This window comes from Priestia sp. FSL R5-0597, assembly GCF_038006305.1.
Classification (GTDB): Bacteria; Bacillota; Bacilli; order Bacillales; family Bacillaceae_H; genus Priestia; species Priestia zanthoxyli.
The window spans coordinates 1446738-1473073 of record NZ_JBBOUZ010000001.1; the positions used below are offsets into that span (position 1 = coordinate 1446738).

A 26336-nucleotide genomic window follows, 5' to 3' on the forward strand; every position below is an offset into this window, starting at 1 on the left:
GGGGTGGTAGAGGTTGGCTAAATTAACAATCAATACAGGTTATAACATAGAAAAATGGAGAAAAAGATTTAAAGGGCGAAGTGATATAACAGCGCATTTAACCCATTTAACAAAAAGTGATGTACCATTTGGCGATGTGAATAACCTAATAAAAATACTAAGCGAAGGAAGAATCATAGGAAGTACCACTGACAAAGGTTTTATTAGTGGTGGAAATCCTGCTGTGTGCTTTCAGGAAGCACCTTTGTATGGGGTCTGTCAAAACGTGTATCATGAGCAACTAAACAGAGCAGAACTAGGTGGGAAATCAAGGTATCATGCTGTTGGTCTTTCATTTAGAAAGGATTATGTATTCAATCATGGTGGCAGACCTGTATTCTATGAGAAAACAGAAATAGCCAAGCAAATGTTGCCTAAAGATGAATGGTGGAGAATCGTAAACTTTAACCTTGAAAATCAAGATAAAATTATCGATTGGACACATGAAAGAGAATGGAGGGTAAAAGGGGATTTTACTTTTGATATTACAGAAGCATATGCCCTTTTAATTAACCACGACTATTACAGATACTTTATTGAATATGCAGGGGAAGAAATCTTGTCTTCAATAAAAGGCATTATAGTTTTACAATCTGTTCTCGAATAATTGAATAGAATATGAAAAACACCTCAATAATGAGGTGTTTTTTAATTTATACAAAGAAAGAGGAAGTAAATATGAATATACAAGAGTATATCAAAATCGTTCACAACGGAAATCAATTGTGGTTTGTGGATGAGGTATCGCACTACACGAATCAAAAACGTGTTTTAGATGTGATTGAAAAGAAAAAATATCTAGATGGCAAACATGCTATATCTAATCGTGTAGTAGAGAATTACAATGGTAAACCATATGAACAAAGGAAGGTTGTTCTTCAATATGCAAAACAGATTGTAAATCTTGAAACAACATACTTACTTAAAAAGCCATTAACAATTACAGGTGACGAGAGCATTGTTGCTGATATTAAAAAGGTTTATAAAAAAGGTAAGTATGATAAGTTTGACTTTGATGTGCTTAACTCATTAGTTAAATACGGTAACGCTTATGAGTATGTCTATGTTAATGAGAAAGGTAACATTTGCAGTAAGTTAATTCCTTCTGAATGTGCTTATCCTATCTATGACGATGAGATTAAAATGATTGCGTTCGTTGAATACTACACATCGTTAGATGCTGATTGGTACATTGTCTATTATGAAGATAGTGTCATTAAGTATTCGACAGTAGGTGATGGAGAGGTAAAGGTTATCGAAAGTCATAATAATGTTAGTGGTCTACCTATCCATTATAAGAGTGATAGTGAATTAGATAATGCTTTTGGTAAGAGTGACCTTGATGACTTCATTAACATCATTGATGCAATGGAGGATTTATTAAGTAAGTTTAGTGATTCTTTCTATAAGTTCCATAATCCAATACCTGTAGTTATTGGGCAACAATTAAAAGGTGAAGGGTTAAGCCCCCATATTGTTGGTGGTGGTATTACATTAGATGATAATGCTGACTTTAAAATGGTAAGCAATCAGATTAATCATCAAGCATTTCAAGTAATCTATGACACGTTAAAACAAGAGTTAATCAACATTGCTTCTATTCCCGCTGTATCATTGAACAGTACCGATGTATCTAACCTATCTGAAACATCTATGCAGATGCTATATCAATTGGCTGATATGAAAGCAGGGATTAATGAGAAGTATCTAAGAGAAGGATTAGAACAACGTAATGAGAAGGTTGTACAATTGTTAGAGACATTAGGTAAATCATATGATGAGGATACTATTGATTCATTAGATATGGTGTTCCATTATTCAAGACCTGTTGATGAAACTAATGTTATTGATAACGTTGTTAAGTTATATCAAGTTGGTGCGATTAGTTTAGAATCATTGCTTGATATTGCTCCTTATATAACTAATACTCATCAAGAGTTAGAACGTATCAAGAATGATGCAACTAAGGCAGTCACAGAAACAAGTAATGAGAACGTAGAAGACAATGAAAGTACAGGTAAAGAGCAAGAGTAATACATATGCGGTAAACAGGGTGCGAAATACCTGTATAGTTTCATGGAAACCTTGATATAACAGGGCTTTGTGGGTTTAGGTATATACTACAGGTGACACACTGTTAAGTACATGTACGTGTGCGCACGTGGAAAAATGCCATAAAATATAAAGAAAACCAAGCAAAAAAGGACAAGGGTTCTGGCGAACCTCCTTCGCTCGTTAGATTGACAACAATGTATATTCATGGTAAACTGAAAGTCCTCATACACCATTCAATTTCAAATTCCAAAACACTGATAACTGAATAAAATTTTTGTTTTATCTCCCATCAACAAGGGGATAATGTGAGGAAAAATTGCTTCCGAGAATATATGTTATGTAAACTGAGTGTCTTGTCAGTACATAAGTTCGTATTTTTGGGCTGTATAAACACCGTATAAACATGCGATTTTTGGATGAAGAATAAAAGTACCATATAATGTACCTTATAGGCATAGTTTAAGAGCCAAATCAAAATGCAATGATATTTTGTTGCTTTTGATTCATGGCTCTTTTTGTGTGCCTAAAAACGTTTAGAACAATATATAAAATGCTGTCTATAAAGAGCAAAAAGACGTTACCCCATATCTCAAAAAACTCCCTACAGCCAACCTCCCAACACACGCACGAAAATTTTTAAGCCCACCGAAAGGAGAAATCAAAATGTACATTCCACAAATGATGAGACAATCTATCTCTTATTTAGAAGAGAAAATTCGCTCATCGTTTCCACTCTTAAATAAAATCAAGTCCATCACTCCATTGATGACTACAGAACAATATGAAGCAATCTATCCGTACATTGCTCATTACTTGTATCAGTCACTCAAAGCGAACGACTATACTCATACTCTGGAATTTTATGATGAAGAAGATACAAGTGGAAGAGTGCTACATGGTTTCTTTTTGGTGGACAATATCACTTGGGAAGGTCATTACTTCATTTTTACTTATGAAGGATTTTGGCTCTACAATAACCAACCATATGATATGCCTACTCACATTCAAGAGTACATCAACAAATTAGTTTGCAACTCACATGAATGTTTAATATATAACCAACCAATTATAAAGGAGAATCTTTTTATGAATAATATCGAAAGATTAAAAATGGAAATCGCAGGTCTGGATATTCCAGAACTAGAACTAGCAATCTATTTAGAGGAAGAAGGATTAGACGCAGACCAATTATATAATGCTTCGTCTACTGCAAATAAAAAAGCAATCTATGCTTCTGCTTTATCAGTTTTAAATTCTTTAGCAAATCAGCCACACCTAATGAAGAACTATAGACAGGATGATATGACTATCACTGATTTTGCGAAGCATTTACAAAATCGCATTAACCAATTAGAAATAAAAGTTCGTCAAATGCCGTCAACAGACAGTAAACCTTCGAACTTCTTCAACCTATTTCAATAAGAAAGGAGACAAACAAGAATGGAAATGTTTAATGTTTTTAAAACAAACACAGAGGATTTCAAAAACATGTTGCAAATCAATGGTTCTGAAATCTACGTTAATGGCAATAAAAAATATGCCCTAATTTCTCATCCACAAAGCGTAAAAGAATTTAACGATAAATATATCTCTACTGACTTTAAAACTCAACGTGGCGATTATGTCTATTATCAAGACATGTATTGGATGATTTGGAATCAAGTAACTGTTCCACGTGCTAAATCCTTCAAGGGTATCATGCGACAAGCAGAACACGATGTATTATTTAATCTCTTTTACACTGATGTAACAAGTAAATATCTACTGAAAGTACCTGCTGTCATCCAACGAACTTCTGACTATACGTTAAGAACCGATGAAATGATGACATTAGTTGATTCAGAAATTCACGTATTTGTAAAAGATACAACATCTACTCGTAAAATTAATGGCTTAGTTGGCATTCCAAATGGTCAAATCGTTATTGGTGAGCATAACTATGATATCGTGGGTGTATCGTATGCGAAGAAAGGATACCTTGATATTACCTGCCGTATGGGTACAAGAAAATCTTCTACTGACTATGCAAACAATATTTATTGGGGTGAGGGTAAACCTGCTGATTGGGCTGATAACTACGATTTATCATTCTATGAGCGTGAAGGCGTATCAAATCTTCCAATCGTACCAGACAACTATCAAACCTCATTAACCGCATCTGCAACATCTACTGCTCAGTCATCTGAAACAGCAGGAACAGTTATAGCCACATGGACACCAGAAGCGAATAAGCAAACATACGCTAACTTCAATGGGTACAGAATCCATCTTCTATCAGATGGTGATGAAGTTGCAGTGAATATCGTTGATAAAGACACTTTAACAGTAACATTCGGCAATCTTGCGATTGGCTCTTACATAGTTGAGGTATATTCTATTTTCGGCAATAATAACACAATCCTGCCTGTCTCAACAACAGCAAATGTTGAAGATGGTAACACTCCAATTGTTACACCAGATACAGAAATTACAGATGTAACTTTAACATCATACGATGACACTAATTCATATGGAACGCTTGTCTGGGAAAAAGAAAAGGATGCAAGTAAATTCGAAGGATATACTCTAACAGGTTATCGTGTAGAAGTTTACACTTCATTATTATGGGGTGGAGATACTCTTAGAGATTATTGGGTTGTTTCAACAGAGCAATGTGACATTAAAACAGGATGGTCTGGTGAGAATGGTTGGTTTATAACTGTTCAATCAATCTTCAATAATGGAGTTTACATGCAACCCCAACGCTTTGAAGGAGATACTTTAACAGCGTTACCAGACACAGGTGTATGGTCCCCTTGGTAAAAAAATAGGGTCGACTTTTAGTCGGCTCTCTTTTTATTTCTGCGACCTGTGTGAGTTTTTCTATTAATAGAAGTCGGAAAATTAGGATTTGAGAGGACATTAGTGATTTCAAGGGCTTAGAACCTCTCTAACCCTGTAAATTAGTTAATTAAATGGGGGCATTTACACGCTTAGACAGCAATCATCATCCATCTAACAACCTTAAAGAAAGATTTCTATATAAGAAATCGGAAATTTATGATTTTATGGGACACCTACGTCTACAAATAATGAACGTTGGAATTATAAAAAATCGTGATTTTTAAGCCGGCCTCTTTACTTCCTAAAATGTCCATATTATAATGAAAGAAATTATTCGGAAAGTAACATGGGTTACAAATTATTTTTTCTCATAAATCCTTAAAAAAGCGACGAAAAAACGCAAATTATTTAACGGATTTATTAAAACAGACTACTATCAGTACTGGGGACCTCGTCCTCCACGCAACGATCAATAAATACAAAAAGCCAAGCGGTGTAAAAACAGCTTGGCTTTTTGTATTTATTTCTTTTTTAAACCGCGATAAGCTAGCATTCCAAACATGCCTATCCCGAGCACGACAATTAATAAAATAAACCAAAACGTAGCATTAAGCAGGTATTTATATAGTCCGTCATAATAATCATGCATGTACTCACCCCATTATGTTTTTTTATAGTATGGGCGAGTAGCAGGGCAATATATGTATTCATTTCTTTTCAATAGCAGGCTTAAAACGAGAAATGATTAGCTTATTTCTAACATATTTACGAAAGGGAAATCTCATACTAAAACCTAAGAGGTGATAAAATGAGAAAAAATCGATCAGCACGGGTTTTTGGCGGGATGATGCTTCTTTCATGGTTAACCATCCCTTTTATAGGACGACAGCATATTAAGCGCTATTTATCATCTACTATGTTTATTTCCTTTTTAATTATGGTTGAAAGCTATATTGCTGAAAAAAAGAAGTGGTGGATATTCCCTAATCCTCCTCATCCATATTTAACAGGTGAAGCTGCTTTACTCTTAGGTCCATTTTTAGCAGGTTCTTTATGGATTAAAAAGTTCACATATGGCCATTTTGGAAGGTATATGTTATTAAATGCAATCGTAGATACATTTTTTGTTTATCCTTTTCAACGAGCTATGAACCGTGCAAAGCTTTTTAGGGTAGGCACATTTAAAGAGTACCATTTGCTAGGTATCTTTCTGTTAAAAGCTGCTTTAATGTACGTTTACCAACACCTAATAGTAGAGAAACCGAAACCTCAGCGTGCTTTAAAAAATAATCCTATAGAATAAAGGGGCAGGCAGGGAAGCGTGATTTTCTTGCCTGCTATTTTAATGCCCCAGAGGTCATTCCTGAAATGAAATGCTTTTGCAAAAACACGTACGCAATCAATAATGGAATAGAAGAAAGAACGACTGCTGAAAACAGCATAGGGTAATTGGTTAGAAATTCCCCTTGAAAGTCCAATAATGCAATAGGCAGCGTTTTTACTTCTTTAGATTTTAACAATAGCAAAGGGAATAAAAGATCATTCCACACGATCACAAACGAAAAAATTCCTACTGTAGCCATTGAAGGTATGGAGAGTCGAAGAGCGATTTTTGAATATATTTTCCACTCTGACGCCCCGTCCATGCGAGCGGCTTCGAATAGTTCCTTTGGCAAAGTTTTCATAAACCCCGTTATAATAAACACACCGATAGGAAGCAAAAAACTTATGGAGACGATAATGACCCCTGTTAGCGTATTGACCAGTCCAAGCTTATTCATCAGCAAAAAGACAGGAATCATATTGACTTGAGTAGGGACAATCATTCCGCAAACAAAAAAGCCGTATACAATCCATCCAAGCTTTTGAGGTAGCTGAATAATAGCGTAAGCAATCATGCTTGAAAACCATAGAATAAAAAACGTGCTAAAGACGGTAACAATCACGCTGTTTTTAATATAGCCAAAGATGGGTTCATTGACGAGCAGCTGTTTATAATTTTCAATATTCCAGCCTGCTGGTAATCCAATTGGGTTGCTGTAAAGTTCAGGTGTTGTTTTAAAGGTTGTTAATAAAACCAAGCTTAAGGGCAACAGAATGATTAAACCGTATATCCCTAAAATCAGATGTCTGAATGGATTTTGTTTCATAAAAGAATCTCCTTTTACATTTTGGTCAGGCGAAGTACGCGAAATTGAAGAAACGTTAAAAGAGCAATCACAATCATAAATACAACGGAAATGGCAGAGGCATAGCCAAAACGAAAATTAATAAAAGCTTCGTGATAAAGAAGTGTCGAAAGAATTTCAGTTGAGTTGGAGGGACCTCCATTTGTCATTGCAATGATTAAATCAAATGCTTTAAAACTTTGTATGGTCGTATAAGCCACAACCATTGTCGTAGCTGGAGCTAAAAGAGGCCACGTAATGCGCTTGAATTTTTGCCATCGTGTTGCTCCATCAATACTAGCAGCTTCATATAACTCACTGGGAATAGCTTGAATTCCAGCTACAAAAATAATAAGCATTTGACCAGTATGTGCCCAAAATTGTACAAAAGCCAAGCTGTAAATGGCGATATGTCCATTTCCGATCCAAGACTGTGTCCAATGCTCAAGGCCTATTTTACTTAAAAATAGGTTAACTCCTCCAATGTTGGGGTCATACATAAAGTTCCACGTGAACGCAATCGACACGGATGAAATAATCGTCGGTACAAAAAAGAGTGAGCGATAAAATGTATTCCATGCAGAATTTCTATAAAGTAAAAGTGCAAATCCCAAGCTCAATAACGTTTGAAAGATCAGCACGCCAATTGTGAACTTTAAGTTGTTTGTAAGAGACTGTGTAAAAATAGCATCGTTTGTTAAAATTTCTTTGAAGTTTTGAAAACCTACAAATGAGAACTGAGAAGACAATCCATTCCAATCAGTTGTACTTAAAAATAAAGCAGAAAGCGTTGGCAATGCAAAGAAAACCGTATATATGACAAAACCAGGAAGCAAAAACAACCATAGATGCCTGCTTTTAGAGATATTTTTAAATGAAAAGAGAGGAAAAGAGAACGAAGGGGTTCTCTTTTCTTCCTCTTGAATAGACGTATTAGTTTTTAGCGACACGTTCTACCTCTCCTTGTGCTTTTTCAGCAGCTTTTTTCGCTGACATACCGGATAGTACGTCCTGTACAGATGTTTCAACAGCTTTTGATACGCGCTCATTTAAAATGGTAAATCGAGGTTGGAAGACCGTTTTTTTGTCTTTCCACTTTGCGCTTTCTTTGAGTTCAGGTGAATCATATTTCACGTCTTTGACCGTTAATAACTGGCCAGTAGCATTTGCATACTCAGAAGAAATCTTTGGATCTGCAAGGAAAGTTAAAAATTTCTTAGCAGCTTCTTTGTGTTTTGATTTTTCAGCAACACCTAATAAGAATGTTGTGGTATGAACACCTTCGTATTTGGCTTTATCTTGATCCACTGTAATCGGTGCAAGCAAACCTTGATCAATCTTTGGGTTTTGCTGTTTGACTGTAGCCATCATATAAGAACCTTGAGCAAGCATTGCGCCTTTTTCCTGAGCGAAAAGTGCTGCAGCACTTTCTTTTTTCGTACCAAGAGCATCTTTTTGGAAGTAACCTTTATCATTTAATTCTTTAATTTGAGATAGGGTTTTGATAAACCATTCATCAGTTAGCTTGCGCTTGCCCGTTTCTACTTCGTGAAGGGCGTTATTTGTAGGTTCGTTATTCATAATCATTGGGTTAATAAATTGAGAAGGACTTACGTCTCCTGAAAATAAAATCGGCGTGTAACCATTTTTCTTTAATGTTTCAGCTGTTTTTAAAAAGCTATTCCAGTCTTTAGGAACATCTAAATTTAGTTTTTCAAAAATGCCTTTGTTATAGACAGGGATGTTATAGACTAGCTGATAAGGAAGAGCATATTGCGTATTATCCGCTTTACCCGCTTGGATTAGCTTTTCGTCAAATTTGCTGAGTAAGTTTTGGTCGTCCAGCTTTGCAAAACCGTTTGCTTTGCGAATCGTTTCAAATTGACTTCCTGGAAAACTAGCAAATACATCGATGCCTTCTCCAGATAGTAGAGATCCTTGAATTTGTGATTGATATGAATCCGAAGGAAAGACGGTCATCTCTACATGAATATTTGGGTTTTTCTTTTCAAATTGCTCAATGATAGAATCAAAGGCTTTCGTATCTTCTCCTCTCCAATGCGTAAAGTTAATGGTTACTTTTTTTGAAGAATCGCTGCTGTCGCCGCTTGTTGAACTGTTTTTGCCGCAGCCGGCGATGATCACGGTGAGCATTGCTAACAGAATTAATAATTTTTTCATTTTAGTTCCCCCATTTATAGAATTCTTTTTAGATAGTTATTGGTCAATTTTGATACGATTGGTAGATGCTTGGTCAAAGAAATGAGCATGATTCATTTGAAAATGAAACGGAAAGTGCTGATGAACTTGAATATGTTCATCCCCAGGGATTTTAGCCACAAAGAGCTGCTCTCCTAAACTGCTGTATAGTATGTACTCTGCTCCTAATAACTCAGACACATCTACCGGTAATGAAATATGAGGAGCATCAGAAAAGGCGCGCGTAATATGCTCGGGTCGAATTCCTACAGTAATGAATTGATTATTGTAGCCTTTTTCATGTAACGAATGCATTTGATTTTCTGTCAGTTGAAACTCATGTTCACTGATGTACAGTTTGCTGTTCACTACTTTTCCTGTGAAAAAGTTCATTCCCGGTGAGCCTATAAAACTGGCTACAAACGTATTCTCTGGAGCATTATACACTTGCATAGGTGAACCTATTTGCTGAATTTTTCCGTCTTTCATAACTACGATTCTGCTTGCCATCGTCATGGCTTCTGTTTGATCGTGGGTTACATAAATAATGGTCGTCTGCAGCCTCTGATGAAGCTTACTGATTTCAGCACGCATTTGTACGCGAAGCTTCGCATCAAGGTTAGACAAAGGCTCATCCATTAAAAAAATTTGGGCATTCCGTACAATGGCTCTTCCTAAAGCCACTCGCTGACGCTGACCTCCTGATAATGCTTTTGGCTTGCGTTTTAAATAGGGTTCTAAGTCCAAAATACTAGCCGCTTCACGAACGCGCTCATCAATTTCTTGTTTTGGGACTTTGCGGAGCTGCAAGCCAAATGCCATGTTGTCGTAAACCGTTAAATGAGGGTAAAGCGCGTAGTTTTGAAACACCATTGCAATATCCCGGTCCTTAGAAGGTAAATCGTTTGCACGATCTCCATTAATAAGCAATTCTCCTTCTGTTATCGATTCAAGGCCGGCGATCATTCGAAGGGTAGTGGATTTGCCGCACCCTGAAGGTCCTACAAATACAATAAATTCTTTGTCTTGAATATGAAGATTAAAATTATCAACTGCAAGACTATCTTTTCCGTATTTTTTATACACATGCTGCAACTGCAGTTCTGCCATTTTTTTCTCCTCTCAGCAGGCTTTTAAAAAATAAAAGCCTCTAATTGCACAGACGGATTGTACGTGTATCTGGCAATTAGAGGCTATCGGTTGACCGGTAAGCCTGTAGTATGTAGTTTTGAGTGATTGAATCTGTAAGTAATTTTAAAATATATTATTCCTATATGTCAAGTGAGAATTAAAATATTTTAATAAGTTCGATTATTTTTCTTAAATGAAAGAATCCATTTATTAAGCCAGAGATGCTGGTTTTGAGAATAAAATAAACAGCTGGTGTATAGAATGATAGTATTCACTTTTATAGTAAGCACTACAGAGAGAGGATGTTTATAAATGGATAGAAACACGCAGTTCACTATGATTCGGCAAGCGTTGGAAAACAGCTATCATTTAATGCAGCAGGGAATAGAAGTTAGCGGAGAGACGCTTACTCAGCTGGAACAAGCAAAAGCCGAGTATGAAGCGGCCTTTTTATTGTCTCAGTCCACGGATTCCAAATTCCGCTGTAATTAATTTTTTAATAGCACTTATTCCGTTTGCGTTCTATACACCCAGCTTTTATACAAAAAGGTTCTGTCCTTACAGGCAGAACTTTTTTATGTTCAGCTCTTTTTATTGACATTTTAGATAAAGTAGTCAATAATTAAGTTTTGCTTACATGAGAAATTTACTAGATAAAAAGAAGTGAAGCTAATTTTTATTGATAGATATTTACATAAATAAAGGAGTCAGTATCGATGATGAGAGAGCGGTTGCCTTTTACAATTGAGCGGGATGAAAACTTTTTTGACAAATTAAATGAATGGATAGGTGATGTTTTTTATGATCATCTTCCAGACGCAGGATTAGAACTTCGGGATGAACAAATTTTTATGGCTTTTCAAATCGAACGAGCTTTTAAAGAAAAAAATGTAATCTTTGCAGAAGCAGGTGTAGGAACAGGGAAAACCATTGTGTATTTACTGTACGCTATTTGTTATGCAAGATATATTGGCAAGCCGGCTATTATTGCCTGTGCGGATGAAACATTAATTGAACAGTTAGTAAAAGCCGAAGGAGACATTGCCAAGCTCTCTGGTATTTTAGATATTAACATGGATGTTCGCCTAGCAAAATCTCAAGATCAGTATCTGTGTTTAAAGAAATTAGATGCTGTGACAGCACGAACAGATAATGAAAATATTGAAGAAATTTACGATACGCTTCCTGATTTTGTTCATGATCATAGTGGTATGCAGTCGTTCTATCACTACGGAGACCGTAAAGAATATCCTCATTTAACGGATGAGGAATGGAATCAAATTAACTGGGATACGTTTCAAGATTGCTCTTCCTGTGAGCAGCGTCATAGATGTGGCTTAACGCTTTCACGCGAGCACTATAGAAAAGCACATGACTTAATTATTTGCTCTCACGATTTTTACATGGAACACATTTGGACATATGAAGCCCGCAAGCGTGAAGGACAGCTTCCGCTTCTTCCTGAAAGCAGCTGTGTTGTATTTGATGAAGGTCACCTGCTGGAATTTGCTGCACAAAAGGCTTTAACGTATCGCATTCAAGAAGATACGTTAGAAAACTTGTTAACGCGTCTATTAGAAAATGACGTGCGAGAAGAATTTGCTGTGAAGATCGAGCACGCTATCGATGTGTATGCAATGTTCTTTGACCGTTTAAGTGAAGCAAGCACAGAAATCGTTGGTTCTAGCCGTAAAGAAGTAGCCCGAACAAACGGATTACAAAGTGTAGGAAAAGAACTTTTATCGCTGCTTGAACATATCGGAAACGAGCTTGTGTTTGAGAGTGAGACCTATACAGTAGACGAATATACGCTGCGAATTGTAGATGAGTACCTAGATCAAATTGATTATTCGCTGCGCTTATTTATGGACAACGAAAATGCCATCTACTGGGTGGAAGAAAACAACTGGCAGCTGACGTTGGTTATTATGCCGCAAGCAGTAAAAGACGTCTTAAAAGACCGAGTATTTGCGAAGAAAATACCATACATTTTCACTTCTGCCACTCTTTCAGATAACCAATCGTTCGATTATTTAGCATATAGCTTAGGAATTGCAAAGCCGCTTTCTTTTTCAGTTGAATCGCCATTTGATTATGATGAGCAAATGAAAATTGCGGTGAAAAATGTTTCGGATGATCAAGAAGAAGCGTTTGCTGAAAAATTTGCCTTTGCTGTTGCTCAGCTCGAAAAAACGAACGGACGAGCACTTTTATTGTTTAACAGTAAAGAAGAACTAGAGATGTTCAAAGAAGTTTCCAAAGAGTTAAATCAGTACACATTTTTATTTGAAGGCGATCAAGAAATCAGTAAATTAGTGTCTCAGTTCCAAAGGGAAGAAGAAACGATTTTATGCGCTGTTCATTTGTGGGAAGGGTTGGATATTCCTGGACCTTCGTTATCGAATGTAATTATTTGGTCTCTGCCGTATCCGCCAAATGATCCGGTCTTTGAAGCAAAGCGCAATCAAGTAGTCGATCCATTTTGGGATGCAGATATGCCGTATATGCTTCTTCGCTTAAAGCAAGGAGTTGGAAGGCTGATTCGCTCTCATAATGATAAGGGTCTAATCACGATCTTTATGCCAAAAAGCACAGATTCAAAAGTGCGTTCAATCATTGAACAAAATGTTCCAACCAAAATAGAAAACGTATAAAAAAGCGCGGTGGCAGCCGCGCTTTTTTATATGCACAATAGATTGAATTTTCAGTTATATACACACCGTTACTATTATGATAAAATAATTTATGGTGAAATAAGGAAAGTAAGGAGGAAAAAACAATGAGAGAAGACATACAGAAAATTGAGAAACAGTTTTATGAATACATGAATAAAATCAAAAGTTATCACGAGGCAATCGGAGTGATGTACTGGGATTTGAGAACGGGTGCTCCAAAAAAAGGGGCGGATCAGCGTTCTGAAGTGATTGGCATGATGTCATCAGAAGCGTTCAATCTTTCCGTTTCTAATGAAATGGCAGGTTTTATTGAGAAATTAACGAACCCTGAGTCACAGCCTTACATAAACGATATTACGAAAAAAGCAGTGGAAGAATGTAAAAAAGAATATGACTTAAATAAAAAGATTCCTCCGCACGAATATAAAGAATACGTTACGTTAACTTCAAAAGCGGAGTCAATTTGGGAAGAAGCAAAAGAAAAAGCAGATTTTGCTTTATTTCAACCGTACCTTGAAAAAATTGTAGCGTTTAATCAGAAGTTTGTGGAGTATTGGGGGTATGAAGGAAACAAATATAACCGTTTATTAGACCTTTTTGAACCGGGAATGACGGTTGAAATTTTAGACGAGGTATTTAGAAAGCTGCGGGAGCATATTGTGCCTCTTGTTCAGCGAATCGCCGGGTCAAATACAAAGCCCAATACGGAATTTTTATTCCGTACTTTCCCAAAAGAAGCGCAAAAGCAATTTAGTCTAGACGTGTTAAAAACACTCGGCTATGATTTTGAAGCGGGGAGACTTGATGAAACCGTCCATCCTTTTGCTACTGGCTTAAACCCGGGAGATGTGCGCATCACCACTAAATATGCCGAGAACGATTTCCGAACGGCTATTTTTGGCACGATTCACGAATGTGGCCATGCTTTATATGAGCAGAATATTTCAAAGGATCTTGTTGGCACGGTTCTATGTGAAGGTACTTCAATGGGAATTCATGAATCACAGTCGCTGTTTTTTGAGCAGTTTGTCGGGAAAAATAAAGCATTTTGGCAGCATCATTACGACGTACTAAAAAAGCATGCGCCGGAACAATTTGACGATGTAGGTTTAGAAGATTTTTACCGAGGAGTAAATGAAGCAAAACCGTCTCTTATTCGTATTGAAGCAGATGAGTTAACGTATCCTCTTCATATTATGATTCGTTACGAAATTGAAAAAGGATTAATAAACGGGGAGTATAAAGTTGAGGATTTACCGGAAATTTGGAATGAGAAATACGAAGAATATTTAGGGGTTCGTCCAAGTCACGATGGAGAAGGCGTGCTTCAGGACGTACACTGGGCCGGAGGAAGCTTTGGGTACTTCCCTTCCTATGCTCTGGGCTATATGTACGCAGCGCAGTTTAAGCATACCATGTTAAAAGACTTGCCTAATTATGATGAACTCTTGGAAAAAGGAGAAATTTCGCCGATTACAAATTGGTTAACAGAACATATTCACCAGTACGGAAAAATGAAAAAACCTCTTGAAATTTTAAACGATGTGACGGGTGAAGGGCTAAATGTAGATTATTTAATTCAATATCTAGAAGAGAAATACGGACAAATTTATCACGTATAAAAAGTGCTATAACCGAATATTATGTTTTGTATTGCAAGTAAATGTTCGAAAATATCTTTTTTAGATATTTTCAAATAAAAGATTTGCTGATATAATACAAGTAACTCAATAACGCACTCATATAATGACGAGAATAAGGCTCGTAAGTATCTACCAAACTACCGTAAATAGTTTGACTATGGGTGAGCGATGAAGTTTGTTTTTCACTTTTGTGCGTAAAAGCTCAAAAACATTGCTCTACTCATATACGAGTGCAGCTATGTTTTTGAGCTTTTTTAATACAAACGTTGGAGGAACGAACTATGAAAGCTTTGCAAAACAAAATTTTAACAGATGGAATCGTATTATCGGACACGGTTTTAAAAGTAGACACATTTTTAAACCACCAAATGGATCCTGTACTGATGAAAGAAATTGGAGAAGAATTTGCTTCGCGCTTTGAAAATGCAGGAATTACGAAGATTTTAACGATTGAATCATCAGGAATTGCTCCAGCGATTATGACCGCATTGAAGCTAAACGTTGAGATGGTGTTTGCCAGAAAAAGAAAATCTTTAACACTTCAAGACGGACTCATTACATCAAAAGTATATTCATTTACAAAAAAAGAAGAAAATGAAATTTCAGTTGCTGATAAATTTATTCGAGAAGATGACGTGATTTTAATTATTGATGACTTTTTAGCAAACGGCCAAGCTGCATTCGGCTTGATGGATATCGTGCAAAAAGCAGGTGCTAAAGTAGGCGGCATTGGTATTGTTATTGAAAAAGCGTTCCAAGATGGAGGAAAACAAATTCGTAAATCAGGCGTTAAAGTAGAATCATTAGCGCGCATTCAGTCTTTATCAAATGGTAAAGTTACATTTGCTGAAGATAAACCGACAGTGGAGGTTTAATATGAATAAAGGAAAAGTCTTTTCACTTGGTTTACAGCATGTTTTAGCTATGTACGGAGGTGCGATTGTTGTCCCGCTTATTGTTGGAGGAGCCATTGGCTTGACTCAGCAGCAGCTTACGTATTTAGTGGCGATTGACTTATTTATGTGCGGTGTGGCAACGTTACTGCAAGTATGGAAAAATCGTTTTTTCGGTATTGGTCTTCCAGTTGTATTAGGGTGTACGTTTACTGCCGTAGGGCCTATGATTTCAATTGGAGGTTCTTACGGCGTTTCCTCCATATATGGTTCTATTATCGTCGCCGGTTTACTCATTGTCCTTCTTTCTGCTTTTCTAGGTAAATTGGTTAAGTTTTTCCCTCCTTTAGTTACGGGTTCGGTTGTAACGATTATTGGAATTACGTTAATTCCTGTAGCGATTAAAGATTTAGCTGGAGGAGAAGGAAGTAAAGATTTTGGCAGCTTGAGCAATTTAGGTTTAGGTTTTGGCGTTTTGCTATTAATTATTGTTCTGTATCGATTTACAAAAGGATTTATGCGCTCCGTCTCTGTGTTATTAGGATTGGTTGTTGGAACAATTGCAGCGTCTTTTATGGGGAAAGTCGATTTTTCCGGCGTAAAAGAAGAAGCGTGGATTCATATGCCGCACGTGTTTTACTTTGGGATGCCAACGTTTAATATTATGGCCATCCTGACAATGTTCCTTGTTTTACTTGTTGGCATTGTCGAGTCCACAGGCGTTTATTTTGCCGTTAGTGATATTTGTAAAAAAGAAGTGGATGAAAAAGATTTATCTAAAGGCTATCGTGCAGAAGGATTGGCGATTTTATTAGGCGGATTTTTTAACGCATTTCCTTATACAGCGTATTCTCAAAATGTAGGACTTTTACAGTTGTCAGGTGTTCGCACAAGAAATGTTGTATTTGCAGCGAGTGGAATTTTAATCATTTTGGGCTTTCTACCTAAAATCGCAGCCGTGACGACAGTTATCCCGAGCTCTGTACTTGGAGGAGCTATGGTAGCCATGTTTGGGATGGTCATCTCTTCAGGTATAAAAATCCTTAGTCAAGTTGATTTAGCAAAACAAGAAAACCTTCTTGTAATTGCATGTTCGGTTGGTATGGGTCTAGGGGTGACGGTTGTACCTGAACTCTTCAAAAACTTACCAGAAAGTCTTCAAGTTCTCACTGGAAGCGGTATTGTGATGGGGAGTTTTACAGCAATCTTTTTAAATATTGTCTTTAATATGATGAAATCACCACGTGCGCAAGTTGCGGACACAAAATTAGCAAATGAAGTAATATCGAAATAAAAAGAGGCTGGCGCCAAAATATTTTAGTTGAAGAAGATCCGAACGATTAATCGTTCGGATCTTTTCAATGTCATAGGGAACATAGCTGTAACAAGCGATTCATAGTAGATTATTTGTCCAATTTGGTCCTCTTTCCTATTAAGACCGTGTTTTGAAAAACAGTGTATAAAGCATTTTCCCCACGTCAGGATTTTTTGCCACTAATGAAATTTCTCTTTTGAATTTGAAGTCTGTAATAGGCAATGCTTTAATGTTTGAGCTTTGTAAATGGCGCATAAAAATTTCAGGGAGAATTGAAATACCTAAATTAGCTGAAATAAATCCCATAATACTTTGAGCAAATTCAATTTCATTGGCAATGGAAATTTTTAAGTTATGACGATTGTACGCTTTTTCTACTAGTGTCCGAACATCGCACCCTGGAGGGAGAACTACAATGGGTTCTTCTTTGAAATCTTCAAATGATACGCTTTCTTTTTCGGCTAACGGGTGCTGATCATTCACAAATAAATAAAAGTCTTCTTTGAATAATAATTTTGACCAGTAAGTATGTTGAATCTCTCGATCATCAAATAAAGCTCCATCAATTTGATTGCTTTCTAACTGCTCTAACAAATCATAATAGTGATGCGAGGTTTTTATATCAATATGGCGATTGTGGTCTTTAGCAGAAGCCAGTTGATAAGGTAAGTAAAAAGCAGCCATACTTTGCCACGTTCCGATAGTTAAATCACAAGCTTCTTGCGTAGACACTAATTTTTTTTGAAGAGCATGAACGCTTGATAGTATGGATTCACCTTCTTGTAAAAGAATTTCACCTGCTGAGGTTAATTCTACTCCTGTAGCGGAGCGAATAAATAATGTTACTCCTAAATCTTCTTCTAGTTTTCTCATTTGCTTACTGAGCGCGGGCTGCGTCATATGCAGCTGTTCGCTTGCTTTGCTTAAGCTTTTTGTTTTGGCTGTTTCAATAAAAGACTCAAGCCATTCTGTTTTCATATTTATCACCTATAACCTTTTGTTATACCCATAGTATAGAAGGGAAGTTCTCATAAATCAACGAAGATGCTAGTGTATATAGTGTAGTTAACACAGCGCAAAGAAATTCACACAACTAGGAGGATGAATGATGTATCCAAACAAACTATATATTAACGGTGAATGGACAACAACAGAAGAGAAAATTGATGTGATTAATCCAGCAACAAAAGAAGTTATAGGACAAATTCCCAAGGCAGGCGCAAAGGAAGCAGCACTTGCCGCTGATGCAGCAGCGACAGCTTTTAAAACATGGTCGAAAAGAACCGCTCAAGAGCGCAGTGCTATTTTAATGAGATGGCATCAACTTATTGAAAATCATAAAGATGAACTAGCAGAAATTATGACAACGGAACAAGGCAAACCATTTGCAGAAGCAAAAGGTGAAGTGCAGTATGGCAATGATTATATTGCTTGGTTTGCTGAAGAAGGAAAGCGTGTATATGGTGAAACGATTCCAGCTCATCATACGCATAAGCGTATTACGGTTAAAAAACAGCCTGTTGGCGTTGTAGCAGCTATTACGCCATGGAACTTCCCTGCAGCCATGATTACGCGTAAAGTGGCCCCAGCTCTTGCAGCAGGATGTACAATTGTTTTAAAACCATCTGAAGAAACACCATTTACAGCATTTCGTTTAGTAGAACTCGCAGAAGAAGCGGGCGTTCCAAAAGGTGTGATCAATGTTGTTACTGGAGATGCAGCAGCTATTGGCGACACATGGCAAAAAGACGGACGCATCCGAAAATTAACATTTACTGGTTCAACAGCGGTTGGTAAACATCTAATGCGGGGTGCTGCTGATACTGTGAAAAAATTATCGCTGGAATTAGGCGGTCATGCACCGTTTATCGTAACAGAAAATGCAGATTTAGACGCTGCTGTAAACGGCGTAATTGCTTCTAAGTTTGTCAACGCAGGTCAAACGTGCATCTGCACAAACCGCGTATACGTACAAGAATCCATTGCAGATGCTTTCGTTGAAAAATTTGCAGCAAAAGCGGCGGAATTAACAGTAGGAAACGGATTAGAAGAAGGTACACAAGTTGGACCGTTAATTAACGACAAAGCGGTTGAGAAAGTAAAAGCACAAATTGCGGATGCAAAAAGTAAAGGAGCTAAAGTTGTAGTTGGCGGACAAGCTATAACAACTAAAAACGGTTTCTTTATGGAGCCGACAATTATCACAAATGTAACTGATGACATGAATTGCATGTTTGAAGAAACGTTTGGACCATTGGCACCTGTAGCAACATTCAAAACAGTAGAAGAAGCCGTAGAACGAGCAAACAATAGCCCTTATGGTTTAGCAGCTTACGTATTTACAGAAAACATCAAAGAAGCAACATTTGTATCTGAAGAATTAGAATACGGCATTGTAGGAGTAAATGATGGCTCTCCATCTGCAGCTCAAGCTCCATTCGGCGGCTTTAAAGAAAGTGGTCTTGGACGTGAAGGAAGTCATTACGGCATTGAAGATTATTTAGAAGTAAAATATATCTCAATGGGACTTTAATAAAAAGTAGGACAAAAATAGTTTAGTCGAAGTGAAATACGAACTAGCAACTAATAATCAAAATTATTGGTTGTTAGTTCGTATTTTTTTATTGTTAAGATGGACGTAGCTTTCATGCGTTTCGTTGCTTCTAGCGGATTAATCCCATTTGTTCGTCTTTAGGTCGGAGTGATTTCGTTATGTCCCAGCCTCTTTTTTATGCACTTTTGTAAAGAAAATTTGAAATAATAGTTCTTTAACGCAATTAATTGCATTTCTAGGATGTCTGTGCAAGAATAAATATTTCAAAAATGGTTTAGCTTTGTTTAAAGCGTGGGTAATACAACAAATGCACATGATTGCTTGTTAGATGAAATGAAAAGCAGAACTTTACCACTGATAAATTACGCAAGCTAGAACCAAAATAGTAGTACTGAATGGTGAAAAATATAGGAGTTGATATAGATGATTACAGCAGAGAAAAACATAGTGAAATTTAAAGCAAAAGACGGACGTGAAGTCACTATACGCCCTGCAAAGGCAAGTGATGCAGAGCATATTACAACAGCGGTAAGAGAAATTATTGAAGCCGGGGAATTTATTCAAAAAGATGAGCCGCGCACAGTCCAAGAAGAGCAAGATTTTATTGCATCAGTAGAAAAGAACAATCACATGTACGTTGTAGCTGAAGTCGAAGGTGAAGTACTTGGAATCGCACGTGTTCTGAGAGGCGAAATTAAAATGAAGCGCCACACGGGGCTCTTCCGTACATGGCTTATTTCAAAAGCACAGGGAATGGGAATAGGAAAACAATTTATGAATTATACGCTAAACTGGTGCAAAGAAAATAATCTTCATAAACTTTCTTTAACTGTGTTTGCTTCTAATAAAGTGGCATACGAATTGTATAAAAAGGTAGGATTTGAACAAGAAGGTGTTATGAAAGAACAAGCTTATTTTAACAATGAATATGTAGATGAAATCTATATGTCCATTTTCTTTTCATAAAAAATAAGCACTTATTTTCGTCAATCCATAAATTGTATCTGTACATTCAGATTATTTGCGCTATAATAAAAGTGCACAACAAACATACACTTCTTCAAAACGTAGACTTTCCTGAGTTACAGGAAAGTTTTTTTATGTTTCACCTCCATTCCACTAAAAAAGAATTGAATAAATCCCCAGCTATTACAAATGTTAAATGTAACGCAATCAAAGAGGTGAAGTGTATGCCAAAAATTATCTCAGTTGGATTTGGAGTTCCCCCCTATGAATTAACTCAGCAAGACACGCTGCTATTTGCAAAAGAACTTTTTTCCGAGTCGTTTAAAGATATTAATCGTCTGCTGACCGTTTTTCAAAATGGTCAAATTGAAAAACGTAATTTTGCCAAAGACTTATCTTGGTTTCAAGAAGATCATACATTCGAAGAAAAAAATGATGCTTTTATAGAATGTGCTGTTGAATTAGGTACAAAAGCCATTGAAGAATGCTTAACAAATAAAGACTATGTAAGTACCCCTTTGCCGTGTGGAGAAATTGATGCTATTTTTTACGTTTCAACAAGCGGTGTAGCTACGCCTAGCATTGAAGCTCGAATTATGAATAAGCTTGCGTTTTCAGACCATACAAAAAGAATCCCTATATGGGGATTAGGGTGTGCCGGAGGAGCATCTGGACTTTCAAGGGCTTACGAATATTGCAAAGCCTTTCCGCGCGCTAAAGTTCTTGTATTATCCGTTGAGCTGTGCAGTTTGACTTTTCAGCGGAATGATCGTTCAAAAAGCAACTTAATCGGTACATCTTTATTTGCTGATGGAGTAGCAGCTGCTTTAGTCGCAGGTGACGAAGCAGATATCACTTTTGCCCGTTCAAAAAGCTTTCCTTACATTTTACATACACAATCGACGCTTATGCCAAATTCCGAAGACGTAATGGGATGGGAGATTAAAAATGATGGGTTATTTGTTGTCTTTTCAAAAGATATTCCCACTATTATCGATTCGTGGTTAGGCGGAGAAGTTGAGTCTTTTTTACAAACTCAGAATTTGACCAGTCGGGATTTAAAACATTTTGTTGCTCATCCTGGAGGGAAAAAAGTGCTTGAAGCATATGTATCAACGCTATCGCTAAACGAAAATATGATTGCTGATTCACTAGATGTACTTAAAAACCATGGAAACATGTCTTCGGCAACCGTTTTATATGTGCTAGACCGCTTTATGAAGAAAGAAATTCCGAGTAAAGAATACGGTTTATTAACAGCTCTTGGTCCTGGATTTAGTTCTGAAATGCTTCTATTAGAGTGGAGGTAAAGCGATTGTTTTTTTATAGTTTTTTTGTATTTATTATCTTACAGCGTCTATGTGAATTGGTGATTGCCAAAAGAAATGAAGCTTGGATGAAGAAGCAGGGAGCGTACGAAGCTGGTCAAAGTCACTACAAATGGATGGTAAGCATGCACGCCGCTTTTTTTGCTGCTCTTTTTACGGAAGTGTATGTGTTAAACGGTGGAATGTATCACTTTTCTTTTTTGTTGTTTAGCTTTTTTGTGCTTGTGCAACTTGCAAGAGTATGGGCTATTTCTTCGTTAGGAAAGTATTGGAATACAAAAATTATCGTCTTGCCTAACGCGAAGGTTGTGCTAAGAGGTCCTTATCGGTTTATGAAGCACCCAAATTATACAGTTGTAGCGGCAGAATTGGTGTTAGTTCCGCTTATGTTTCAGGCATACTGGACGTTAGCTATTTTTTCTGTTTTCAATTTGTGTATATTAGCCGTTAGAATTCCTTTAGAAGAGCAAGCGCTAACGAATGAAACAAATTATGGCGAGGTCATGCAAAATACGGGACGTTTCTTTCCTGCAAAAAAATCTCAAAACTAATTGAAAATGATTATCTTTCATGATAAGATGAAATCAAATGATAAAGATTATCAATTTCATCAAGTAGAAACGGTGGTGGACGTAATGGTTAGTCTTTTTGTGATCGGAGCACTTGCTACATATGTTGGCGTCACAACGTATGTAATGAAAAATATTGAAAAAGCCCAAAAGGCGTAATATATACACGGTAAATAAATACAATGCAAAGCTGTCAAATTATTGACAGCTTTTTTTATTGTTTTTGTAACTAAAAATTCAGTTTTTTATGGGAAAACGTAGGTGAATCAAGTAAAATAGAGAAAGAATAAGCAGAAACAAAGATGGATAGAGAACATTTAAATACAGTCTTGAATGAGGCAAAAGGGGTAGAGTAATAATGGGTAAAGTGAGTGTGAAACATCAAGAAAATCTCCAATTGGAAGCATCTCTTTTTCATTTACATAAGCAATTTCAAGCAGCTGGAGATGAACAGCAGGCAGCAAAAGCAATACAGCTGTTAAAAAAGTGGGTGAACGGTGAATTTGTTGTAGCATTTTGCGGACATTTTTCGGCGGGGAAATCGAGTATGATTAACGAATTAATGGGGCAAGCAATTTTGCCTGCAAGTCCTATTCCGACAAGCGCAAACTTAGTATCAGTAAAGGCTGGGGATGAGCATGCAACCGTTTATTACCGCAAACAGCCGCCGGTGCGTTATGAAGCGCCTTATCAGTATGAACAAATTAAGCAGTTTGCTGTCGACGGAGATGAAGTAGAGTCCATTCATTTATCAATCGAGACAAACGCTATTCCTAAAAATGTTGTGGTGATGGACACACCGGGGATTGATTCAACAGATGATGCGCATCGTGTATCGACCGAGTCAGCTCTTCACTTAGCGGACGTTATTTTCTACGTGATGGATTATAATCATGTGCAGGCAGAATTAAATCTTCAATTTGCAAAACAGCTGCAAGAAGCTAATAAAACGCTTTATTTAATTGTAAATCAAATCGATAAACATCAAGAATATCAGCTAACATTTCAAGCATTTAAAGAATCTGTAGAAACGTCATTTTTAAAGTGGAATGTTAGACCAGAAGGAATCTTCTATACGTCGTTAAAAGAGCCAGCCAACCGTCATAATGACCTTTCGTACGTAAAATCTCTATTACTTGCTATGATGACGGAAAAAGAAAACCGACATCAGCATATTCAACATGCGATGCAAATGTTAATTGACGATCACCTTGCCTTTATTGAAGACCAAGAAGAAGAAAAGTTAACGATTCATGACGAGCTGCGCCATAAGCTGACGCTTGAGAACCATGAAATAAATAAGCAGCAAAAAGAGCAGCTTCTCGAAAAAGAAGCGGAAATAAAGCGTGCTGAAAAGCAGTTAGCAGAAACGTACCAACAAGAAACAGGCAAGATACTAAGCAACGCCAATTTAACACCATATGAAATGAGAGAAAAAGCTAGGCTGTTTTTAGAAACGACAAAGCCTGATTTCAAAGTCGGTCTTTTATTTGCTAAGAAAAAGACCGAGGAAGTAAAAAAAGAGCGGCTGACGTTATTTTTTGACGATATGAAAGAACGAACAGCCTCTCAGCTGCAGTGGCACTTGCAGCAATATGTGCAAGATCTGGTGAAAAATCAAAATCTTACTGACCCGGATCTTATACGCCAGGTTCAGCAGTTTGAAATTCCGTTAGAACCTCATGACTTAATTGAAACGGTAAAAGCAGGAGCTACGATTAATGGTGATTATGTTTTAACGTACGCAAAAGATGTAGCTGATCACATTAAGAAAAAAGCCACGCGATTGTTATACGAGCTCTATGCGCAAATCGAACAGAGCAAAATGGAGCAAGATGAAGTAAAGCGTGAGAATATTTCTCAACACTTGCAGGAATGTGAGTCATTTGAAGAAGCGTATACATCTCTTCAGGAAATGAAAGCAAAACTGGCACGTACAAAAGCGTTGCTTCAATCTTTACAGCAAACTGATGACGACCTAACGCTAGAAGATACAAACGAGTTGTCATATATGTTACAAGAAGAATATGAAATGGGCATCATGAAAGCTGAAGAAAAGCATGAAGCTGCGAGTGAGCAGCAGTTAGTTTCACAGCCTGAGGAAGCTGTGCATGAAACAGGAACAGAAAAGGTTCTTCAAGATGTATCAGCTGTTCTCGAACAGCTCCGTTCATTTGGAAAATTAGACCGCTTTATTAATAGGCTTCAAGAAAAACGTAAAAAGCTATCAAATCAAACGTTTACCGTAGCTTTATTCGGAGCATTCAGTGCCGGTAAGTCATCTTTTGCTAATGCGTTGATTGGAGAAAGATTACTTCCTGTATCTCCGAATCCAACAACAGCAACCATCAATAAAATTATGCCTCCAACAGAAAAACGGCCGCATAAAACAGCTGTTGTGCAAATGAAAACAAACGAGCAGATGATCCAAGATTTAAATGGTGCACTTAAGCTGTTTCATCATGAAGTAGAAACAATTGACGAAGCGCTCGCGATTATTCCGACCCTGCAGGCAACAGAAGAGCTGCAGCTGCATTTGTCGTTTTTACAGGCAGTAGAAAAAGGCTACGGCGAAGTCAAGCATCATATCGGTTCAGAAGTAGTAGTGGATACAGAAGGATTTCATGATTATGTAGCCAAGGAAGAAAAAGCGTGTTTTGTTCAATTTATTAACCTGTATTATGACTGTGAATTTACTCGCTTAGGCATTACGCTTGTTGATACACCTGGAGCTGATTCAATCAATGCGAGACACACGGGAGTAGCGTTTGAGTATATCAAAAATGCAGATGCCATTTTATTTGTAACGTATTATAATCATGCATTTTCAAAAGCTGACCGAGAATTTCTTATTCAGCTTGGCCGTGTAAAAGATGTATTTGCGCTTGATAAAATGTTTTTCTTAGTAAATGCAGCGGATTTAGCCAGCTCCGATACAGAGCTGCAGTTAGTTCAGACGTACGTAAAAGAGCAGCTTGAACAGTATGGTATACGCTTTCCGCGCTTATACCCGGTATCAAGCTTGCAGGCTTTGCAAAACCACGAGGATAAAATGTTTCTACCATTCAAAAATGCGTTTTACCGCTTCATAAATTATGAATTACCAGAGCTTGCTATCCAAAGTGTCTATGCAGATTTCGAACAAATTTTAGCAGTTGCCAATGAAATGAAACAGGTGCAGACAAAATCAGAAGTCGATAAAAAGCGATACATTCAATCTCTTCACATAAAAAATGAGCAGGTAGCAGCAAAACTGCATGAAATTCATTTTGAATATGAACAACAGCAGTTTGACCGAGAATTAGAAGAGCTTTTATTTTATGTGAAAAAACGTCTGTTTGTGAGGTACGATGACTTCTTTAAAGAAGCATTCAGTCCGGCAAACTTAAGAGATGATCGAGGTGAAAAGCAAAAGCAGCTGCGCCTGTGTTTGCAGGAGTTGTTAACGTCTATTTCCTTCGACGCAACGCAAGAAGTGCGTGCGACCACTTTGCGAATCGAAAAATACATCGTAAAATTAATCGAAGACTGGCATCGAATGATCATCACAAAGCTACAGCGCTATGAACCGACGTTTACTCCAACGTTGAACTCGTTAGAGCCTCCAAATGGCAGCGAAGTTGTGACAAGTCATCAATTCGATAAGAATGAATCGTATCAAAAAGAGCTTTCACTGTATAAAAACAATAAAAGCTTTTTTGAAAAAAATGAGAAAGCAAAGCTCCACGCTGCTTTATTAGAACGTATTAAGCCGGATGTTAATCACTACATTGCGAAAGAAGAAGCTGCTCTTCATTCACACTATACTTATTTAGTGAATCAGTACGTTTTAGCGCATAAACAGTCTGTATCTGAAGAATGGTATGATTATTACAAACAGCTGCAAGCGGCCGTGTCTGAAGAATTTCCAATTCAAGAATTGGTAAGTACAATGACGGTGCTAGAACATGTATTGGAGGAAAGAAAGGGTCATTAATT

General features: G+C 37.1%; 22 protein-coding genes and 1 riboswitch. Of the genes, 16 read left to right on the forward strand and 6 right to left on the reverse strand.

What is annotated here, in order from left to right:
- Nucleotides 1–13 precede the first annotated feature (13 nt).
- The 4 genes from MKX72_RS07370 (at nucleotide 14) to MKX72_RS07385 (ending at nucleotide 4896) form a co-directional block, all read left to right on the forward strand.
- A complete protein-coding gene (locus MKX72_RS07370; RefSeq protein WP_235918766.1) occupies nucleotides 14–646 on the forward strand; it encodes a DUF2971 domain-containing protein in 633 nt (210 codons plus the stop codon).
- A gap of 71 nt (nucleotides 647–717) precedes the next feature.
- Complete coding sequence (locus MKX72_RS07375; RefSeq protein WP_155008258.1) at nucleotides 718–2073, forward strand: phage portal protein; 1356 nt, start codon at nucleotides 718–720, stop codon at nucleotides 2071–2073.
- A gap of 684 nt (nucleotides 2074–2757) precedes the next feature.
- Nucleotides 2758–3516, forward strand: coding sequence for a glutathionylspermidine synthase (locus tag MKX72_RS07380; RefSeq protein WP_155008257.1), 759 nt, complete (start codon nucleotides 2758–2760; stop codon nucleotides 3514–3516).
- 18 nt (nucleotides 3517–3534) lie between these two features.
- Nucleotides 3535–4896 (forward strand): hypothetical protein, encoded by a 1362-nt coding sequence (locus tag MKX72_RS07385; protein ID WP_155008256.1) that lies wholly within the window; start codon nucleotides 3535–3537, stop codon nucleotides 4894–4896.
- 541 nt (nucleotides 4897–5437) lie between these two features.
- On the opposite strand, the gene MKX72_RS07390 is transcribed toward MKX72_RS07385, so the two are convergent.
- Complete coding sequence (locus MKX72_RS07390) at nucleotides 5438–5566, reverse strand: hypothetical protein (protein ID WP_013056148.1); 129 nt, start codon at nucleotides 5564–5566, stop codon at nucleotides 5438–5440.
- A 159-nt stretch (nucleotides 5567–5725) separates the two neighbouring features.
- On the opposite strand from MKX72_RS07390, the gene MKX72_RS07395 reads away from it, so the two are divergent.
- Nucleotides 5726–6220, forward strand: a complete 495-nt coding sequence (locus MKX72_RS07395) for a hypothetical protein (protein WP_098627139.1) — start codon at nucleotides 5726–5728, stop codon at nucleotides 6218–6220.
- A 34-nt stretch (nucleotides 6221–6254) separates the two neighbouring features.
- Here the strand turns inward: MKX72_RS07395 and MKX72_RS07400 are convergent, their stop codons facing one another.
- Genes MKX72_RS07400 through MKX72_RS07415 form a run of 4 tightly spaced genes read right to left on the reverse strand, consistent with a single transcriptional unit; the run spans nucleotide 6255 to nucleotide 10394 of the window.
- Nucleotides 6255–7067: a carbohydrate ABC transporter permease gene (locus MKX72_RS07400; RefSeq protein ID WP_033578442.1), complete on the reverse strand. Its 813-nt coding sequence runs from the start codon at nucleotides 7065–7067 to the stop codon at nucleotides 6255–6257.
- Between the two features lie 14 nt (nucleotides 7068–7081).
- Entirely contained in the window at nucleotides 7082–8035 is a 954-nt protein-coding gene (locus MKX72_RS07405) for a carbohydrate ABC transporter permease (protein ID WP_028414047.1), read from the reverse strand.
- Nucleotides 8019–9266: an ABC transporter substrate-binding protein gene (locus MKX72_RS07410; RefSeq protein WP_034266533.1), complete on the reverse strand. Its 1248-nt coding sequence runs from the start codon at nucleotides 9264–9266 to the stop codon at nucleotides 8019–8021. Before MKX72_RS07410 ends, MKX72_RS07405 begins: the two co-directional genes overlap by 17 nt.
- Nucleotides 9267–9302: 36 nt before the next feature.
- On the reverse strand, nucleotides 9303–10394 hold the full coding sequence (locus MKX72_RS07415) for an ABC transporter ATP-binding protein (RefSeq protein WP_098627140.1): 1092 nt from the start codon (nucleotides 10392–10394) through the stop codon (nucleotides 9303–9305).
- Nucleotides 10395–10727: 333 nt separating this feature from the next.
- Between MKX72_RS07415 and MKX72_RS07420 the strand changes: the two genes are divergently transcribed.
- The 5 genes from MKX72_RS07420 (at nucleotide 10728) to MKX72_RS07440 (ending at nucleotide 16920) form a co-directional block, all read left to right on the forward strand.
- Nucleotides 10728–10907: a hypothetical protein gene (locus MKX72_RS07420; RefSeq protein WP_013056154.1), complete on the forward strand. Its 180-nt coding sequence runs from the start codon at nucleotides 10728–10730 to the stop codon at nucleotides 10905–10907.
- 224 nt (nucleotides 10908–11131) lie between these two features.
- A complete protein-coding gene (locus tag MKX72_RS07425) occupies nucleotides 11132–13069 on the forward strand; it encodes an ATP-dependent DNA helicase (RefSeq protein WP_098627141.1) in 1938 nt (645 codons plus the stop codon).
- Between the two features lie 125 nt (nucleotides 13070–13194).
- Nucleotides 13195–14712 carry a carboxypeptidase M32 gene (locus MKX72_RS07430; protein ID WP_098627142.1) on the forward strand — a complete coding sequence of 506 codons (1518 nt, stop codon included), beginning with the start codon at nucleotides 13195–13197 and terminating at the stop codon, nucleotides 14710–14712.
- Nucleotides 14713–14809: 97 nt separating this feature from the next.
- Nucleotides 14810–14911: riboswitch (purine riboswitch) on the forward strand.
- Between the two features lie 103 nt (nucleotides 14912–15014).
- Nucleotides 15015–15608 (forward strand): xanthine phosphoribosyltransferase, encoded by a 594-nt coding sequence (locus MKX72_RS07435; RefSeq protein ID WP_028414042.1) that lies wholly within the window; start codon nucleotides 15015–15017, stop codon nucleotides 15606–15608.
- A 1-nt stretch (nucleotide 15609) separates the two neighbouring features.
- Nucleotides 15610–16920: a nucleobase:cation symporter-2 family protein gene (locus tag MKX72_RS07440; protein ID WP_098627143.1), complete on the forward strand. Its 1311-nt coding sequence runs from the start codon at nucleotides 15610–15612 to the stop codon at nucleotides 16918–16920.
- Between the two features lie 138 nt (nucleotides 16921–17058).
- On the opposite strand, the gene MKX72_RS07445 is transcribed toward MKX72_RS07440, so the two are convergent.
- The gene (locus tag MKX72_RS07445) at nucleotides 17059–17919 is read right to left on the reverse strand and encodes a LysR family transcriptional regulator (RefSeq protein ID WP_034266540.1); all 861 of its coding nucleotides are present in this window, start codon (nucleotides 17917–17919) and stop codon (nucleotides 17059–17061) included.
- 130 nt (nucleotides 17920–18049) lie between these two features.
- Between MKX72_RS07445 and MKX72_RS07450 the strand changes: the two genes are divergently transcribed.
- The 6 genes from MKX72_RS07450 to MKX72_RS07475 all read left to right on the forward strand — a co-directional run bounded on the left by MKX72_RS07450 (nucleotide 18050) and on the right by MKX72_RS07475 (nucleotide 26334).
- Nucleotides 18050–19474, forward strand: coding sequence for an NAD-dependent succinate-semialdehyde dehydrogenase (locus tag MKX72_RS07450; protein WP_047751357.1), 1425 nt, complete (start codon nucleotides 18050–18052; stop codon nucleotides 19472–19474).
- A 444-nt stretch (nucleotides 19475–19918) separates the two neighbouring features.
- Entirely contained in the window at nucleotides 19919–20461 is a 543-nt protein-coding gene (locus MKX72_RS07455; RefSeq protein ID WP_028414038.1) for a GNAT family N-acetyltransferase, read from the forward strand.
- Between the two features lie 224 nt (nucleotides 20462–20685).
- Nucleotides 20686–21771 (forward strand): type III polyketide synthase, encoded by a 1086-nt coding sequence (locus MKX72_RS07460; protein ID WP_098627144.1) that lies wholly within the window; start codon nucleotides 20686–20688, stop codon nucleotides 21769–21771.
- A 5-nt stretch (nucleotides 21772–21776) separates the two neighbouring features.
- Nucleotides 21777–22340 (forward strand): isoprenylcysteine carboxyl methyltransferase family protein, encoded by a 564-nt coding sequence (locus MKX72_RS07465; protein ID WP_028414036.1) that lies wholly within the window; start codon nucleotides 21777–21779, stop codon nucleotides 22338–22340.
- A gap of 6 nt (nucleotides 22341–22346) precedes the next feature.
- The gene (locus tag MKX72_RS07470) at nucleotides 22347–22517 is read left to right on the forward strand and encodes a hypothetical protein (RefSeq protein ID WP_155017140.1); all 171 of its coding nucleotides are present in this window, start codon (nucleotides 22347–22349) and stop codon (nucleotides 22515–22517) included.
- Nucleotides 22518–22716: 199 nt separating this feature from the next.
- The gene (locus MKX72_RS07475) at nucleotides 22717–26334 is read left to right on the forward strand and encodes a dynamin family protein (RefSeq protein ID WP_098627145.1); all 3618 of its coding nucleotides are present in this window, start codon (nucleotides 22717–22719) and stop codon (nucleotides 26332–26334) included.
- The last annotated feature ends 2 nt before the right edge of the window (nucleotides 26335–26336 follow it).